11 protein-coding genes are annotated in these 17484 nt (G+C 32.3%); 5 read left to right on the forward strand and 6 right to left on the reverse strand.

Features of this window, described 5'->3' with window-relative positions:
- Positions 1–65 precede the first annotated feature (65 nt).
- Genes ACEWL1_RS06860 through ACEWL1_RS06875 form a run of 4 tightly spaced genes read right to left on the reverse strand, consistent with a single transcriptional unit; the run spans position 66 to position 3507 of the window.
- Positions 66–1403, reverse strand: coding sequence for an alpha-L-fucosidase (locus ACEWL1_RS06860; RefSeq protein WP_409232552.1), 1338 nt, complete (start codon positions 1401–1403; stop codon positions 66–68).
- A gap of 21 nt (positions 1404–1424) precedes the next feature.
- A complete protein-coding gene (locus tag ACEWL1_RS06865) occupies positions 1425–1967 on the reverse strand; it encodes an RsmD family RNA methyltransferase (RefSeq protein WP_409232553.1) in 543 nt (180 codons plus the stop codon).
- Positions 1968–2807, reverse strand: a complete 840-nt coding sequence (locus tag ACEWL1_RS06870; protein WP_409232554.1) for a DUF3822 family protein — start codon at positions 2805–2807, stop codon at positions 1968–1970.
- Complete coding sequence (locus tag ACEWL1_RS06875; RefSeq protein ID WP_409232555.1) at positions 2770–3507, reverse strand: hypothetical protein; 738 nt, start codon at positions 3505–3507, stop codon at positions 2770–2772. Before ACEWL1_RS06875 ends, ACEWL1_RS06870 begins: the two co-directional genes overlap by 38 nt.
- A 101-nt stretch (positions 3508–3608) precedes the next feature.
- Here ACEWL1_RS06875 and ACEWL1_RS06880 point away from each other — a divergent pair, with 101 nt between their 5' ends.
- Positions 3609–5033, forward strand: a complete 1425-nt coding sequence (locus tag ACEWL1_RS06880) for an ATP-dependent DNA helicase (protein WP_409232556.1) — start codon at positions 3609–3611, stop codon at positions 5031–5033.
- Here the strand turns inward: ACEWL1_RS06880 and ACEWL1_RS06885 are convergent.
- Complete coding sequence (locus ACEWL1_RS06885; RefSeq protein ID WP_409232557.1) at positions 5030–5971, reverse strand: lipid A deacylase LpxR family protein; 942 nt, start codon at positions 5969–5971, stop codon at positions 5030–5032. The genes ACEWL1_RS06880 and ACEWL1_RS06885 overlap by 4 nt on opposite strands.
- A 90-nt stretch (positions 5972–6061) precedes the next feature.
- On the opposite strand from ACEWL1_RS06885, the gene ppk2 (ACEWL1_RS06890) reads away from it, so the two are divergent.
- The 4 genes from ppk2 (ACEWL1_RS06890) to ACEWL1_RS06905 all read left to right on the forward strand — a co-directional run bounded on the left by ppk2 (ACEWL1_RS06890) (position 6062) and on the right by ACEWL1_RS06905 (position 9514).
- Positions 6062–6922, forward strand: coding sequence for a polyphosphate kinase 2 (ppk2, locus tag ACEWL1_RS06890; RefSeq protein WP_409232558.1), 861 nt, complete (start codon positions 6062–6064; stop codon positions 6920–6922).
- A 3-nt stretch (positions 6923–6925) separates the two neighbouring features.
- Positions 6926–7720, forward strand: coding sequence for a polyphosphate kinase 2 (gene ppk2 / locus ACEWL1_RS06895; RefSeq protein WP_409232559.1), 795 nt, complete (start codon positions 6926–6928; stop codon positions 7718–7720).
- Between the two features lie 88 nt (positions 7721–7808).
- Positions 7809–8357 carry a DNA mismatch repair protein MutS gene (locus tag ACEWL1_RS06900; RefSeq protein WP_409232560.1) on the forward strand — a complete coding sequence of 183 codons (549 nt, stop codon included), beginning with the start codon at positions 7809–7811 and terminating at the stop codon, positions 8355–8357.
- Between the two features lie 17 nt (positions 8358–8374).
- Positions 8375–9514 (forward strand): cysteine desulfurase family protein, encoded by a 1140-nt coding sequence (locus ACEWL1_RS06905; RefSeq protein WP_409232561.1) that lies wholly within the window; start codon positions 8375–8377, stop codon positions 9512–9514.
- Positions 9515–9532: 18 nt separating this feature from the next.
- Here ACEWL1_RS06905 and ACEWL1_RS06910 read toward each other — a convergent pair whose 3' ends face one another.
- Positions 9533–17263: a T9SS type A sorting domain-containing protein gene (locus ACEWL1_RS06910; RefSeq protein ID WP_409232562.1), complete on the reverse strand. Its 7731-nt coding sequence runs from the start codon at positions 17261–17263 to the stop codon at positions 9533–9535.
- Positions 17264–17484: the final 221 nt, after the last annotated feature.

The following is a 17484-nucleotide window of genomic DNA, read 5'->3' on the forward strand; positions in this document are numbered from 1 at the left end:
TATATCATTGCACTTATTGTATTTGTTGTTTCTTTTTTGCTAACAACACTACTTATTAGAAGTATTTAATTGCTTTCTATTGCTTTAATTTCTTCTCGATATAAATCAACTTTTCCCTTTAAAAGAATTGCAATTACGGTTACGTCTTTGTCTTGAACTTTTTCAGGTACATCAATATATAACAAACCAGGAATATCACTCCAATATTGTTTTCCAACTACTTTGTGGGACAATTTTGTACCGTTCCCAACAACCCAAACTCTATTTACTTTATTCTTTAAACCTTTAATTAATAAAGGTCCGTTTGGTTTGTTATCAAGATATAAATACAAGGTGGTTTTGTCTTTAGATAATGCGGTATAACCATTAAAATGTCCGTGCGGAATTCCAGCTCTTGTTCCGTAAATAGCTTCCTTATGTTTGTTTGTCCAACGTCCAATTCCCTGTAAAATTTCAACTTGTTCTTCTGGAATTGTTCCGTCTGGTTTTGGTGCAATGTCTAACAATAAATTTCCACCCATACTGATACAATCCACTAAAATCCGAATCAATTGATTTACTGTTTTGTAATTTGTATCGTTTGGTTGATAACCCCAAGAATTATTCATAGTCATGCATAATTCCCAAAAATCAGTTAATGGTTTTGTTATCGGAACACCTTGTTCTGGTGTTGCATAATCACCGTAACCTTGCAATCTAGAATTGATAAATGTATGTGGGTTTTTCTTCAATAATAATTGCCTGATTTCTTTTGCTTTCCATTTGTCAGCTGTTTGTTCCCAATCTCCATCAAACCAATACAAATCTGGATTGAATTTAGTTAATTCATTGAGTTGCCCAAAATTAAATTTTGTAAACGCTTGCCACTTTTTATCGTCATTGGTATATTTCGTTTTTGTTCTTGTGAACCCAGGATACCCTGGATGCGACCAGTCTAACAACGAAAAGTACAGACCAACTTTTAAATTTTCTTTTCTAACAGCATTTACAAAAGGCGTAATTAAATCTCGTTTAGCGGGTGTTTTTTTAACAACACTTAAATCGTTTTGTTTAGTATTCCAAAGTGCAACACCATCATGGTGTTTTGTGGTAATCACAGTATATTTTGCACCACTTTCTTTAATGAGTTTTGCCCACTTTGAAGGATTGTAGTTTTTAGCAGTAAATCCGTTTAGTTGTTTCATATAATCTGTATATGAGATATAATTGTTGTAAAAAGACCAAGATTCGTCTATTCCGTTCACAGCATATATTCCCCAGTGAATAAAAATACCGAGTTTTGCATCTTTAAACCAAGCTAATCGTTGTTCTTTAGGGATTTCGGTTGTTTGTGCATTTGTCTGGAATGGTTGTGTTAATAGAAAAATAATTAAAATAAGTAGCATTTTCTTTTGAGAATTCATTCTAAGATAGGATTTAAAAGACTACTCAAGATACTCAAAAAAACTAAATACATTTCCGCCATACTTTTTAGCATAACTAAAATTTGGATGTGTAGAAATATCAGTATGTTTAGAATGTTCTATAATTAACAAACCATCGTCATTTAAAAGTTTTCTATCAAAAATAATTTCTGCGATTTTTAGAAACTGTTCCGCTTCAAAATCATAAGGAGGATCTGCAAAAATAAGATCAGCTTTTAAAGGTGTTTTTTCTAAAAACTTATAGACATCGCTTTTGTATGTGTTTATGTTTAAATCGAGCTCTTTAGAAATAGTATTGATGTATTTTACGCAACCAAAGTGTTGATCTATACTGTAAATGGTTTTTGTTCCTCTAGAAGCAAATTCAAAACTGATATTTCCGGTTCCAGCAAATAAATCAATTACATCAACATTTTCGAAGTAATAATTGTTGTTAATGATATTAAACAAAGATTCCTTTGCCATATCTGTAGTTGGTCTTACAGGCAAGTTTTTAGGAGCAGTTAATCTTTTCCCTTTGTGTTTTCCAGAGATAATTCTCATTTATGGTAGTATTGTATAATGTGAGTGATTAGAAATATCTTCCTCTTCATTAAAGAAAGGAATATTTAGTTTGATAAATGCTACATTTCTGATGTATTGATATGTGATGTGATAAATTTCAGAATCTTTTTCGATATCTCCAATAAAGTATAGTAAAAACGATTCTGGATTTAATTTTAATTGTTCAGCTGTAAATAAAATGTAGTAAATAAAATCTTCTTTAGTGCTGAAAGAAAATGAATTGTAAAACAATAATTTTGAATTTTCTATAACAACAATATCAAAATTAGAAGCAGCAACATTTACATAAAAATGTTTGTCTGTGTTGTTTTTAGAATGTAAAATTAACTTATCAATCAACACAGTTGCATAATGTTTATAGTCAAACTCACCAAATTGCTGAAAGAAATAATTATTGATGTTGATGTACGGAACATACACATTTTTAATGTCTAACTGAGTTAAACTATCAAATGCAATAAAATCGTTTGCAAGTGTTTTTATGTTGTAATCTAAATACAATTGCAATTCATTTTCATTAAATAAAGCTGCAGGAACAAGTGTAGCCAAATTGTTTTGATGAATGATAGTAACAGTTTCAAACTCTTGTTTTAATACTGTATTTTCATTAAATAATTCTTCAATTTTAGACAATAGCAATTCTGGAGTTGCAACAGAATTTTCAAAAGTATGCGTAGTAAAATGCTGTAATTCTTTTGTGTCAGAATTACAGATACAAAAAGAAAATCCATCCAAACTAAATTGGATGGATATTTCTTTTCTATAAGGGTCTTTTATAATTTTATTTATCGTCTTTTGTCGCACGATCGTTTTTGTCATAAGATGGTGGCCAGTTACCTCCAGTTGTTACTTCGTTTAAAGAACCTACAGATATAAACTCACCTTTGATTTCGTCAGAAGTATTTGCTTCTAATTCTTGTTTTACTAAAGAAGGATCCATTCCTTTTAAAACATCAATTTTGTTTGCTTTTGCAAAGAACACATCCACTTGAACATTAAACTTATCAACCATTCCAACTTCTAAAGAAAATTCTTTATCAGTTCCAGGAATCTTAGCCATGCCTTTGTAATCTCTACCTTTAAATCTATCTAAAACAGGCTCGTACCCAATAGTATCTGTTACTCTTTTTTCAACATCTACCATAATTGGCTGCCATTTCGTTCCTTTGTTTACTTTTTCAACTACAGTAGTTGTATTTGTTAAAGCTAATTGAGCAGTATCAATAAACTGAATTAATCCACTAATGCTTTTAGAATATTTACCTGTAACTTCTTTATGTGCAACTTCAGCATCTCTAATCATTTTTAACTGATTGATAACTTTCTCATACACAACTTTTTTGTTTTTATGAAAATTAATTGGCTTCATAACACCATCATATATTTTCCAAGTTAAGAAAACTGCTAATACTAATAATAGTATAGATACTATAGGTCTTAATTTTAGCGGTAAGTATTTTACGATTAAAAATGCAATAGCACCAGTAACAATAATAGCGGCAATAATAGTAATTAACATTCGTATAGTTTTTAAATGAGTATTCGCAAATCTACAATTTTTTTTTAATGATAAAAATTTTTATGCATAAATCAATTCCTATATTTGAATTTTGAAAATTTATGATAAAAAACAACGCAGATTTTTATAAAGAACTTCTTCAAAAGTTTCCTTTTGAGCCAACAATAAAGCAACAAAAATTGTTAGATGAACTGTCAGGTTTTATATTTGACAACAATAATCGTGCCTTGTTTTTACTGAAAGGGTACGCAGGTACTGGTAAAACAACAACCATTAGCACCGTTGTAAATTCTCTTTGGAAAGTTGGAGTCAAAGCGGTTTTATTAGCACCAACAGGTCGCGCAGCAAAAGTAATTTCTGGCTATTCTAAAAAGCAAGCATTTACAATTCATAAAAAAATATATTTTCCTAAAAAGCAACAAAACGGTTCTGTAGATTTTGTAATTCAACCAAACAAACACACCAACACACTTTTTATTATAGATGAAGCTTCAATGATTCCAGATAAACCAAGCAATGCAAAACTATTTGAAACAGGCTCTTTACTGGATGATTTAATCAATTATGTGTACTCAGGAAAAAACTGTAAAATCATTTTTATTGGTGATACTGCACAATTACCACCTGTAAAGTTAAATGTTAGTCCGGCTTTAGAAGCAAGAACTTTAGAATTAGATTATCATAAAGATGTTACAGAGATAGAATTGGATGAAGTGATGCGTCAGCATGAAAATTCAGGAATTCTTGCCAATGCAACTCATTTACGAATGTTGATACATCATAACGCTACAGAATTTCAATTCGATTTAAATTTTCCTGATATTATCAGGTTAGAAGATGGATATGATATTGAAGATGCTATTACATCTGCTTATGATAATATTGGTGTAGAAGATACTGCGTTTATTGTGCGTTCTAACAAAAGGGCCAATCAATACAATGAGCAGATTAGGACTAAAATACGTGGACAAGAAAACGAAATCTCTACTGGCGATTATGTAATGGTTGTAAAAAATAATTATTATTGGTTAAAAGATTCTTCTGAAGCAGGATTTATTGCCAATGGTGATATTTGTGAAATAACACGAATCAAATCTGTAAAAGAATTGTACGGTTTTCGTTTTTCAGAAGTTGAAGTTAGAATGATTGATTATCCGAATCAACCACCATTTGAAACTGTTTTACTATTAGACACACTCTCTAGCGAATCACCATCATTAACATATGATGAATCTAATAAATTATACCATGCAGTTAGAGAGGATTTTGCACACGAAAAATCTAAGTACAAACAATTATTAGCAGTTAAAAACAATAAGTTTTTTAATGCTTTGCAAATTAAGTTTTCGTATGCAATGACTTGTCATAAATCTCAAGGTGGACAATGGAAAACGGTTTTTGTAGAGCAACCATATTTACCAGAAGGAATAAATGAAGATTACCTACGTTGGTTATATACCGCCATTACAAGAGCAGAAGAAAAGTTGTACTTAATTGGTTTTAAAGACGATTATTTCACCAATTAATTAAAATAATATCCTATATAAATACTTCCATAAGAATTGCTTTTTGAAGCTCTTAAACTTTTTAGTTTTTTGGTGTGGTACGAGTATGTATAACCATATAAAAAGCGTTTTCTATAATAACGATATCCTAATTCTAACGAAAAATGAAATGGCATTACATCAAAAGTAACCGCACTTGTTTTGTTTAAAAAACTTCCTTCTACAGTTGCATCATATAGCGTGTAATTCAAAATTGGTTTTACAAAAATAAAAGATTCACTATTACTTTGAAAAGAGGTATTTAAATTTGAATGAAAAGCAACAGAATTAGAAAAAGGTTGCAAGGTTTTTAATCCAAATCTAGAATAAACTCCTGATGCAATACTTGTAAATATTGTTCCAACCTTTAAAGAGTTAGTGCTACTGAAATCTAGCCTATTTGAACTAATTCTTGTAAAATAATGTAAATAACGAGCATTAAAATTTATTGCAAATGCATTTTGTATTTGATGTTTCCAACCTAAAGGTTTGGGATAATTATACACATCATGCATAAAAGTTTGTAATTCTTCACCCTTAGCATCTGGACCTATAATACCTATTTCGTAATCTGTAATAAATATATTATTTGAGGGATAAAACCTACTAATGCCAAAACCACCATATAGATATCCAGCAAAAGGTCTGTCATGAGTGCTTGCAAATGGCAAGGTAGATTTTACAGCTGTAAACATCATATGGCCAGTTTGAAATTTGTAGATTTTCTTTGGTAAATTATTTGTAGTTTCATTTTTAACAACTCTGTACGTTAAAAATAAGCCGTTTGTATAATATCGATCTCTATACACAGAAGTATATAAGTCATTATCAGAAATAAGGCTTATTTCTTTTGAGTACGTGTTTTGTGCAACACAAAAAAAAGAGACACAGCTAAAAAATAGGAAAGCAATAATTCGCATGAAAGCAAATATAAAATTTGTTAGTGATTATCTTCTTATTTTAGATTAAAATTTTGTAAGTTTAGGTTAGGTTAATTTTGAATTTTAAGTATGAGTAAAAACGATTTGTTTACTCTCGAAGAACTAAAAAATATAAGTTCAAGAGAAGAATTATTAAATAAAATAAAAGAGAAAAAAACTCCATATAAAAAGATAGAAAGCACTTTTTTGTACGAAGAAGAATTAAGAAATTTACAGGTAGAACTCGTTAAATTACAACACTATATTTCTAAGAAAAAAAAGCGGTTGGTTATTTTATTTGAAGGAAGAGATGCTGCTGGTAAAGGTGGAAATATTAGACGTTTTACAGAGCATTTAAGTCCGCGTTCTACAAATTTAGTTGCTTTAACAAAACCTACAGAAATAGAAAAAGGACAATGGTATTTTAGAAGATATATCAAAGAACTTTCTAACCCTGGAGAAATGGTTTTTTTTGATAGAAGCTGGTACAATAGAGCAGTAGTTGAACCTGTTATGGGATTTTGCACCAAAGAACAATACAATAGGTTTATGTTGCAAGTGCCAGATTTTGAGCACATGTTATATGAAGACGGAATTATCATTATAAAGTTTTGGTATTCAATCTCAAAAGAAGTTCAAAAAGCACGTTTTGATGCTCGTCTAAAAAACCCTTTAAAAAGATGGAAATTTAGTCCTGTTGACGAAAAAGGGCAAGAATTGTGGGACACATACACGTATTATAAAGAACAAATGTTTAGCAAAACGCATACAACTTATTGTCCTTGGATTATCGTAAAAGCAAACGATAAAAAAACGGCGCGGCTAGAATCTATGCGGTATGTATTGTCTCAATTTGATTATCCTGGGAAAGAAAAAGCATTGACAACCTTGTTGCCAGATCCAAATATTATTATGCGTTATTATAGATCATCAAAACAATTAGACCTTTAAAAGATGGATGTAAAAAAAATAGAAATTACAGAAGATGATGTTAAAAAACTAAACTCTAAAAAAGGGTTGCTAGCCATGTTGTCTAAAGATCCAATCAATTTAGAAAGAGCTGTTAGATATATAGATTACGAACGAAAACTGAAAAAATTACAAGTAGAATTAGTGAAACTACAATCTTGGGTAATTAACAATAACGAACGCGTAATTATCATTTTTGAAGGAAGAGATGCTGCAGGAAAAGGAGGTGCAATTAGAAGAATTACAGAGAAAATAAATCCACGTCATTTAAAGAAAGTTGCATTGCCAAGACCTACTGAAGAAGAAAAAACACAATGGTACTTTCAACGTTATGTGAGTCAATTTCCGAAAGCAGGAGAAATTGTTTTTTTTGATAGAAGCTGGTACAATAGAGCAGTGGTAGAACCTGTAAACGGTTTTTGCACCAAAGAAGAATATAAAATATTTATGAATCAGGTTAATGGTTTTGAACAAATGATTTTAGAGTCTGGAATTCATATGGTAAAACTGTACATGTCTATTTCTAAAAAAGAACAAGCAAAGCGTTTTAGCGAAATAAAAAATGATCCATTAAAACAATGGAAAATGACAAGTGTAGACGAAAAAGCTCAAGAATTATGGGATGATTATACAACCTATAAAAAAGCCATGTTCGAAAAAACAAATACAGAAATTGCTCCGTGGAAAATTATAAGAGCTAATAAAAAAACAGAAGCAAGAATTAATTCAATCAATTATATTCTTAAAAGAATTCCTTATGATAAAAACATTAAAGTTTAATAGGAATACTTCAATTTTATAAGCAACATTCAAATGGTTCTGTTTATTTTTGCAGTATAATAAGTAGTGCCTTTTTTAAATTATAGAAATGAGTTTTGTTATTGGAGATTTTGTTGCTGTACTCGATGATGTTGTAAAAGGCACAATAACTGGTATTAATAATACAGAGGTTTTAATTAAAGATGATACAGGAATGATCTTTAGCTATTTACCTTCTGAACTTGTAAAACTTGATGAAAATCAACATGAATTGACAGCATATAGCGACATCAACAATCAGTTTTTACAAGATAAAATTGCTGAAAATCCCAAAAAGAAATCTCGAAACTTTTTAAAATCAAAAAATGAAGTCATTTTTGAAGTTGATTTGCATATCAATCAATTGGTAAACTCTACAAACGGACTCGATAATTACGATATGCTAACGATTCAGTTAGAAACAGCTAAAAGAAAGTTAGAGTACGCAATACAAAAAAGAATTTCTAAAATTGTATTTATTCATGGAGTAGGCGAAGGTGTTTTAAAATCAGAATTAATTTATCTGTTTAAAAAATATCCGGTAGAATATTACGACGCTTCGTATCAAAAATATGGTTTAGGCGCCACCGAAGTTTATATTTTTCAGAACCCTAATTAAATTCCTACTTTTGTAGCATGAACAAAATCTATTTAGATAACGCCGCCACAACGGCAATAGATAAAGAAGTTATAGATGTTATGGTTCAGTCGATGCTGCATAATAACGGAAATCCATCTTCTACACATCAATTTGGGCGTAAAGCGAAATCTTCTGTAGAAACTGCCAGAAAAAATATTGCAAAACATTTTAACGTTACTGCGAGTGAAATTATTTTTACTGCTGGCGGTACCGAAGCTGATAATTTAATTCTGCAAAATGCAGTTACAAATTTAGGCGTAGAAGTGATTATTACTTCAAAAATAGAACACCATGCAGTTTTACATACATGCAATTTTTTAAAGAAAATACATCAAACTGAAATTGTTTATGTGGATGTTGAAGAAAATGGAGATGTAGATTTAAAACATTTAGCAACACTTTTAGAAAGGTATAACACTCAAAAATGTTTGGTGAGTTTGATGTTTGTTAATAATGAAATAGGAAATTTATTACCCTTAAACAAGGTTTCTGAAATTTGTAAAAAACACCATGCTTTATTTCATTCTGATACTGTTCAAGCAATTGGACATTATCCAATAGATTTGCATAAAACTCCGATAGATTTTATAGCTGCAAGTGCGCATAAATTTCATGGACCAAAAGGTGTTGGGTTTGCATATTTTAAAAAAGGATTTGGAATTCAGCCTCTACTACACGGTGGCAATCAAGAAAAAGGTGCACGCTCTAGTACAGAAAATGTACACAGTATTTTGGGAATGGAAAAAGCTTTAGAAATAGCCATTTCTAATATTGATAAGGACACCAGTTATTTGTCAGAATTAAAAATATATTTTATTTCTGAATTACAAACCAACTTTAAGGGTGTTGCCTTTAATGGTAATTCAGCGCATAATGATAAAAGCAGTTATACTATTTTAAATGTTCGTTTTGCACATGCGAACGATATGTTGTTGTTTCGTCTAGATTTAAACGGAATTGCAGTTTCAGGTGGAAGTGCTTGCCAAAGCGGAAGTAACAAAGGTTCTCATGTATTAGATGAGTTGTTAGATAAAACAGAAGCAGATAAAATTTCTGTGCGATTTTCGTTTAGTAAAACCACCACAAAAGAAGAAATAGATACAACAATTATCAAATTAAAAGAGCTCCTTAATTAAGAAGCTCTTTTGGTTTTGTTAGTTATTATTTATACTTACTTTCTTGGATAAAACACCTTTATCTGTAAATGCCTTTACAATATAAATAGCTGACGCTAAATTTTTAGTAGAAATCCTATTTTCAAATTTAGTTTCAAGATTTTTCCAAGTAGTTACTTTTTGTCCTAACAAAGTATAAACTTCAATTTTATGTATATTTTGATTGTTGTTATTTTTAATAACGAGTTCGTTGTTTTGATTATCAGAATATACCGATATTTTATTTAATAAAGCTTCGTCATCAACACCTAAAGCTTTACCTCCAAAGATTAATACAAATCTGTCATTATAAGTACCTTTTGCTAAATTTAATACTTTTGGAGTGTCTAAGTTAAAGATTTGACCTGTTAATAAGTCAACTAGATAGATAGAATAATCTCTCATGTTTTCTTTTTCATCAATCATTAAAGTAACAGGTTTATCTGTGTCAATTACAAAACCTAATGGCACTTGCAATTGGGCACTTATTTCTCCTATACCAGCAATAATTAAATTAGACTCTATTTCAGGGAAATTCCAATAGACATCAGTATTTTGTAAGTCAAATGTTTGACTATCGTAACCACTTTCATATTTAAAAGTATTCCCAGCTTTAAAGTTGATACCTAATTGTCTATGGATTTGAGTATTTGTACTATTTGTATAATCAAAACCTAATTTAAAATTCGGAAGAATTTGTTCAGTTTGTCCTTTAAAAAATACATTACTAGCACTATATTTTCTTTGTGAATTTTTAAAACTAAAAGTACCTCCTTTATTAGAAGGAGCAGATACAAAGAAACCTTGACCAACTGCAATATATTGTTGTGGAGCTGTATAAGTATTTTGGCCTAAACCAGCAGTGCCTTCTGTAACAGAGTTTGCGGCAACTCCCATTGCCTCGTTTCGTTGAGAATAACCACCTATATAACCAAATTCACCATGACCTTCCACTTGTACATCAGTAGTTGTGCTTTCTCCTTTATGTTCCCAGAAGTATAAAGTTCCGTCTAAAACAGCACTATTATCTTGAATGAATTTTTGACTATCTAGGGCACTTGGATAAGGATTACCAACCAACGATGCCGTACCAGCTCCAACAGTCTTAGTATATGTTCCATCATTTGGCGTTCCAATAAATGTGAAATTTTGTGGAGATCTACCTGTGCTTTTCATAATATAACCCTCAGCAATATTTATATCACCAGTATGTCCTTTTTGCACCCATCCACCTCTGTCTCCATTACTATCAAAATACGAGTATATCCAGTAACTAGCAATTTTAATAGGGTTCGTTTGTTCTCCATTTAGTGAACTAATATTTCCATTCCAAGTTTTAAACACGATACTTTTTGCTGTTGATGTTTCTGAAGTAGGAGAAGTTCCATCATAGAGTATTTCACCAACTTTAAAACTTGTATCCCCTAATGTTTTTACAACTGGAGACGTCCAATAATTATAACGGTATACATTTGGTAAATACGATTTCTGATCTCTATATAATTTTCCAGTTCCTTGTACATTAGAAACACCTGTGTGTGTTTGCACTAGTTGTGCATCACCGATTAATCTAATTTCACCATCTAAAATTAGTTTCCCACCAAATTTTATAAATTTATTATTGTTTACAACCAACTTAGAATTTGCTTTTACCCATACACAGCCAACAGTTGCACTACTTGTTAAAACTGCATTTCTACCTAAGGTTTCTGCATCAATTACTAATACTCTTGAAGCATCTGCAGCTATTTCACTTGGTGCTGAATTTGTACCTGCTCCACCTGTCCATGCATTTGCATCTCCATTCCAAAATATACCGTCAACTTCTGAATACGTAAAATATTTAGTTCCATTAAAGTCATAATTAGCAACAGAAAGTGTTCCACTTACAGTTAATGGTATTTGTTTTACGTTTATAGTAAAGTTAGCATCATCAGCAATTTTTAAGAACCTTGTTGCATTTGTGTTTGTTAAAACGCTAAGTGTTGTTGTAGTTATTCCTACTTGTACAGTACCAATAGATCCAGTTTCCACAATTTTCCAAACTCTATCTAATTGTTTTTCAGTAGTACATACAATAGTTTTAGAGTTGGTGTTTGTTAAAGGAGCACTATTATTACCCCACATTAAAAAGGATTTATTTGATGCTATGGTTCCTGTATTTAACTTATTTGTTGTAGCAATGCTATTAATACCAATTGTTATTACAGCATCACTATTAATAGATCTAGATTGTTTTTGAGTCAATAACATTCCGTCTTCTCTACCAATTCCAGCTACATCATTATGATATGCATTGTTTACTGTTTTATTCCAAACTTTTGTACCATCTAATAATGTGTAGTCACCTTCTATAATTGTTCCATCTGTATCAACTAAATTATCTAAGGTGATTCCATATTTTATTGCTAAATACGATTGTATTTGTTGTTGAGCAGCTGGTGTAGGTACGCTAGTATATACCATTAATTCTGCAATTTCACCATTCATATAGGTACTACCATTTCTACCGATGTACGCTATTCCATTATCTCCTCCAAAACTACCATTTGTTCCATTTGTAGCAAGTCTACGTCCGTCTCTGTAAATTACTGTTCTTGCTCCGGAAGGTTGAGTCGCTGCAGAATCAAACCCTGCATTCCATAAATTAAAAACATTATTAGTTCCTCCCCAAGCAGCAGTTAAAGTATTAGATCCAGTTCCTGGATTAAAGTTAAGGTTATTAGCCGCACTAGGTGTTCTTAATGACATTACATTTGCTCCATCAATATCATGTGAAAAAAGGTAAGCATCTCCAGAGCCAGTGGTTCTTTTACTTACACCATAAATCCAAACAGCATTATATGCGGTAGTTGTTGTATTGCCAAAAATTCCGTTTGCAATTTGTAAATTTTGATTGGTTCCATTTAAAACTACTGTAGGGTTAAAGTTCAATCCATTTGCTTTTATTGTTGGTGCATTGTTTGGTGTAGCATTCTGAGGTGTACCAGCTTGGTCATTCCAACCAGTAACAGTTGTTGTACCATTTAATCCAATATCTGAACGCAACCATAAAACATGACCAGGAGTTACAGTGGCGGTTCTATCGTCATCAATATCTCTGTAATCTATATCGTTATAGTTTGCAGCTGGCGGATTTGTACTTGCAATTGCAGCATCCGAATCTTCATCTGGCAAACTAGATATTGGTGTATTTATTCCATCATTTACTACGAAACCATCTGTTGTAGAACCGTGTTCAAACACATCGTCTAAACCATCGTTATCTGCATCAAATCCACTTGCAGTAGAACCAAAACCTGCTTCTAAACGATCTGATTTTCCGTCACCATCAGAATCTGTATCAAGATAATCTGGCAATCCATCTGCATTGTTTCCTGTTATTGTATCTGTATTTCTTGGAGTTAAACCACCAAGATATGCCGAGTTTACTCCATTATTTGCAGTATAAGTTGCTGGTGAATCTGCATTTGGCGCTATATAACCAACAGTTGCTTGTGCTTCTATATTATCAGGAATTCCATCATTATCTGAATCGATATCAAAAGAATCTTTAATTCCGTCTCCATCAGAATCTCCATTTCCTTCTACAGAATCTAAAATACCATCGTTATCATCATCTAAATCAATAGAATCTATAACTCCGTCGTTGTCATTGTCTAAAACCACAGAGATGTCTCTATAATCTGAATCACCTGTAGAGCTTGCGTCATTATCTGCATCTAATAATGTTGTTGCAGGGTTTGTAATTCCGTCGTTCAGAATTGGACCATCACTAACAGTTCCATTTTCATAGACATCATCTAAACCATCACCATCAGTATCTGTACCCAAAGTTCCTGTAGGAGTTGGATTTAAACCTTCAGCATTATCTAAGGTTCCATCACCATCAGCATCTGTATCTCTATAATCTGGAATACTATCTGCGTTATTGTTTAATGTTGTATCAGTATTTGGTAGTGTTAAACCTATGGGGTTAAAAGTATCATTATTTTCATAGGCAGAATCTACACCATTTAAACCAACATTTCCGGTTGGAACTACATATCCTTGTGTAGATTGTGCTTCTAAATTATCTGGAATTCCATCATCATCTGCGTCGATATCTAAATAATCTGGAGTTGTATCTACTGCAGTTGTAATTGTTGGAGTAGTACCATTTGATCCTGCAGCTCCACCGTTTGGAGTTGCATCAAAGTTGTCGTCTAGACCATCACCATCTGCATCATTACCTGATAATACTTTTGCTCCAGTATTTGGTTGAGATTCTATAATGTCTAAAATTCCGTCACCATCTGAATCTAAGTCTAAAGAGTTAATTATTCCATCACCATCGAAATCGCTACCCGATACACAAGGATTTGCTGTAAATACAACTTCTTCTATATAAGGGTCCCAAGAAATACTTCCTCCACCAATCCAAAGAATCCTATAACTTGTGTAAGTAGCGGTATTTGCACTTAAATCAAAAACTTCTTCCTTGAAGCCAGGGAATTCGGTAGATGTAGCTGCGTTATTATCTGCTGCTGTTCCAGCTGAACCAGGGATAATTGTGTAGGCACCACCATTTGACCCCTCAACTCTGTATTGCAAACCAGTCTGAATAAAAGAATCTGGATATGTATCAGTTGATTCCATTATAACTTTTAATTGTGTTACAACAAGAGCTTCATTAAATGTAATGTTAAATATTTCTGTATCACTAGTGTAGGTTTGGTTGTCAGCAAAGTAAAAAGTCTGATTGGTCGTTACTGCGTTGTCATACAATGTGTTAATGCTACCAGCACTTATTTGTAATTGAGTTGTAACAGAAGTAATAGCTTGTGTGTTACCACTACAATCACCAACACCACCAACATTTTCAACAGTGTCTAAAATTCCGTCATTATCATCATCAATATCAATAGAATCTACAATTCCGTCGCCATCTGTATCAATACCCGCCAATCCATCTCTGTAATCTAAATCTCCTCCAGTAAGTACATCACCATCCGCATCAATTAAGCCAGATGCTTTAGGGTTTGTTATTCCGTCATTTACCACAAAACCATCATTTGTAGTTCCGTGTTCATAAATATTATCTAAACCATCGCCATCTGTATCGGTACCAAAAGAACCAGCAGTTATTGAGCTTAATCCTTCATCAACATCATTAGTACCATCATTATCAGAATCTTGGTCTCTATAATCTGGTTCTCCATCTCCATCAGTATTTACTAATGTGTTTGATAAACCAACCGCACTAAAATTATCAGTAAAATCATATGCGCTACTCAAACCATTTTTGTCTGAACCAGTTACTGCTACAAAATTTACATAACCTATAGTTGTTTGTGCTTCTATATTATCTGGAATACCATCATTATCAGAATCGATGTCTAAATAATCTGGAATAGTATCGCTGTTTGTAAAAGAACCATCAGTGTTTTCAGGTGTGGTAATAGGATTTGCACCTACAATATACGCTGAGTTTACTCCATTATTAGTAGCATAGGTAGCAAAACTATCTGCATTTGGTGCAACATAACCAGTGGTTGATTGTGCTTCTACATTGTCTATAATACCATCGTTATCAGAATCGATGTCTAAACGATTTACAATTCCGTCTCCGTCTGTATCAAAATCTGCACAGATTGTAGAACCGGGTATGGTAATCATATGAAATTGAGCATTACCATTACCGCTTTCTGTTTGCATACTTATTCTTATGTACTGTGTGTTAGCAGTTAATGTATAATTGTAATCTGTTGCAGTTGTAGTTACCGAAAATGTTTGCGTGTTTGGAGTTGCGGCTGCACTACCATCTGCGTTTGCTTGTTGAATTCTAAACACCTTAGTATTATTATTACTTTTGCTCATTCTAAGTAATATTGTTGTTCCAGAACTAACAGGACTTGTTCCAAGTCTTAACCCTAGTACATCATTAATATTATTAAAAGAGGCGTAAGTAGTTGGCGTATTACCAGTTGCATTACCTTGGTTACCAACTGATGAATCTAACACAACATTATCTGCATAAGTGGTAGCTAAAGTTTGACTGACACACTCGTCGGAGTCTAAAATACCATCATTATCATCATCTAAATCTATTGCGTCTGGTACTTTATCTCCATCTGTATCAACTCCGTTTACATCATCTCTAAAATCTACATCACCGCCCGTTGTTACATCGTTTGGTGTTTCTGTTTCTGCTAAATCTGTTTCTGTATCAGTTAATCCGTTTGTAGCATCGTAATTAGAAACGCCATTTGTAAATGCAGCATCTGTATTATCGTGATTGTTATCTAAACCATCACCATCAGAATCTGAACCACTTAACGTACTTCCTAATCCACTTTCTATTAAATCGGATGTTCCGTCGCCATCAGAATCTGAATCTCTATAATCTGGAATGGTATCGTTATCTGTATCAACAATTGTAATACCAGTAGGCGAGAAGGTATCTACATTTTCGTATCTAGAGTCAACACCGTTATTACCAACTGTACCTGTTGGTAAACTATTTTTATAGTCTGATGTAGAATGTGCTTCTACGATATCTGGAATACCGTCATTATCTGCATCAATATCTAAAAAATCTGGTTTAAATAAAGCTACGTTATCACCATCTGTATTTACTGGTGTAAATTTAGGTGTTCCACTATCTGGGCTTGTTTCAAAAACATCGTAATAACCATTTGTACCTACCGAACCAGTTGGAGCAATATATCCTGTAGAGGTTTGTACTTCTACAACATCTAAAATTCCATCATTGTCTGAATCTAAATCAATATGATTAGGAATTCCATCATGATCAAAATCATAGGCATCTGGTATACCATCACCATTTAAATCTGTATAGTTTGTAAATGAATTATCTCCTGTTCCGTTATCAAATGCATCCAAGTAATTTGGTACTCCATCTCCGTCTTCATCGCCCCCAAATTCTAAAGTTGCTGGGTATTCTGCAGTATCTAAAATACCATCATTATCATCATCAATATCTTCATCATTAGGAATGCCATCACCATCTGTATCTAATCTTGTAATAGGGTAAATTGTATTATCTATAGATACCAATACAGTTTCTAGAAGTTGAGAACTAGTCCCAGAACTTCTATATCCACCATCTGTTCTTGGATATAGCGTTAAAGTTACTTCATCATTATTAGTTCCTTCAAGCACACTTGGAGTTCTAAAAACAAAGTAAGTAGCATTCCATTGTGTAGCAGAAATAACCGTTAAACTTTGTCTTGCTTGTTCATCAATTTGATAATCAAATTGATCCATTTTAGTTCCCGCGTAATATTGTCCTCCATCACCATTATTATTAGACAATGGCGAAATCGTAAACATGGTAAGTTTATATAGTTTATCTGGTAAAAGACCAGAAATTTGTGTTCTAACAGATTCTTCAGGAAAATCTGGTCCAACATCCCTTAAAGAAATAAAAGTAGCGTGGTTGGTTGGCGCAGAAGGAAGTGGGTTTATCACCCAAGTTGCACCATACCCTAAACTACCACCAGTTGCTGGAGGCAGAAAGTTACCACCAGCTTGATTTCTATTTGATACATCTGGTGTAGCAGGTGAGGTAAAAGTCCAATCTATTGGTGCACATACACCACATATAGCACTTTGTGTATTTGTAGGTGCAATTGTAGGTGTTTGTGCTGTAACTGCTGTACTTAAAAACAGTATGATTATTGGAATTATAGCTGTATGTACTAATTTTTTATGTAGTATTAGTTTCATAAAATTTTTTATTTATTAAAGAGGTGCCGCTAATTTTATTATGCAAAATAAACTTTTTAGCTGAATTAGTATCGCAAAAATACAAAAAAAGGATTATAATTAATGTAAATACCTAGTATTACAGCTATAGAATTTTTGTTTCATATTTTTTTGTATTTTAGGACTTATGATTTTTAAAAGAAAAATATACAAAAGGAGGCTAGTACTCTTAGCTATTGTTG

It is taken from the genome of Polaribacter gochangensis, from assembly GCF_046224025.1.
Lineage (GTDB): Bacteria > Bacteroidota > Bacteroidia > Flavobacteriales > Flavobacteriaceae > Polaribacter > Polaribacter gochangensis.

What these genes read in the sequence shown, in the direction of transcription:
- ACEWL1_RS06875 (WP_409232555.1), bottom strand. Translation starts at nt 3,507, where the DNA reads ATGTTAATTACTATTATTGCCGCTATTATTGTTACTGGTGCTATTGCA.
- ACEWL1_RS06910 (WP_409232562.1), bottom strand. Translation starts at nt 17,263, where the DNA reads ATGAAACTAATACTACATAAAAAATTAGTACATACAGCTATAATTCCA.
- ACEWL1_RS06880 (WP_409232556.1), top strand. Translation starts at nt 3,609, where the DNA reads ATGATAAAAAACAACGCAGATTTTTATAAAGAACTTCTTCAAAAGTTT.
- ppk2 (WP_409232559.1), top strand. Translation starts at nt 6,926, where the DNA reads ATGGATGTAAAAAAAATAGAAATTACAGAAGATGATGTTAAAAAACTA.
- ACEWL1_RS06860 (WP_409232552.1), bottom strand. Translation starts at nt 1,403, where the DNA reads ATGAATTCTCAAAAGAAAATGCTACTTATTTTAATTATTTTTCTATTA.
- ACEWL1_RS06900 (WP_409232560.1), top strand. Translation starts at nt 7,809, where the DNA reads ATGAGTTTTGTTATTGGAGATTTTGTTGCTGTACTCGATGATGTTGTA.
- ACEWL1_RS06865 (WP_409232553.1), bottom strand. Translation starts at nt 1,967, where the DNA reads ATGAGAATTATCTCTGGAAAACACAAAGGGAAAAGATTAACTGCTCCT.
- ACEWL1_RS06870 (WP_409232554.1), bottom strand. Translation starts at nt 2,807, where the DNA reads ATGACAAAAACGATCGTGCGACAAAAGACGATAAATAAAATTATAAAA.
- ACEWL1_RS06885 (WP_409232557.1), bottom strand. Translation starts at nt 5,971, where the DNA reads ATGCGAATTATTGCTTTCCTATTTTTTAGCTGTGTCTCTTTTTTTTGT.
- ACEWL1_RS06905 (WP_409232561.1), top strand. Translation starts at nt 8,375, where the DNA reads ATGAACAAAATCTATTTAGATAACGCCGCCACAACGGCAATAGATAAA.
- ppk2 (WP_409232558.1), top strand. Translation starts at nt 6,062, where the DNA reads ATGAGTAAAAACGATTTGTTTACTCTCGAAGAACTAAAAAATATAAGT.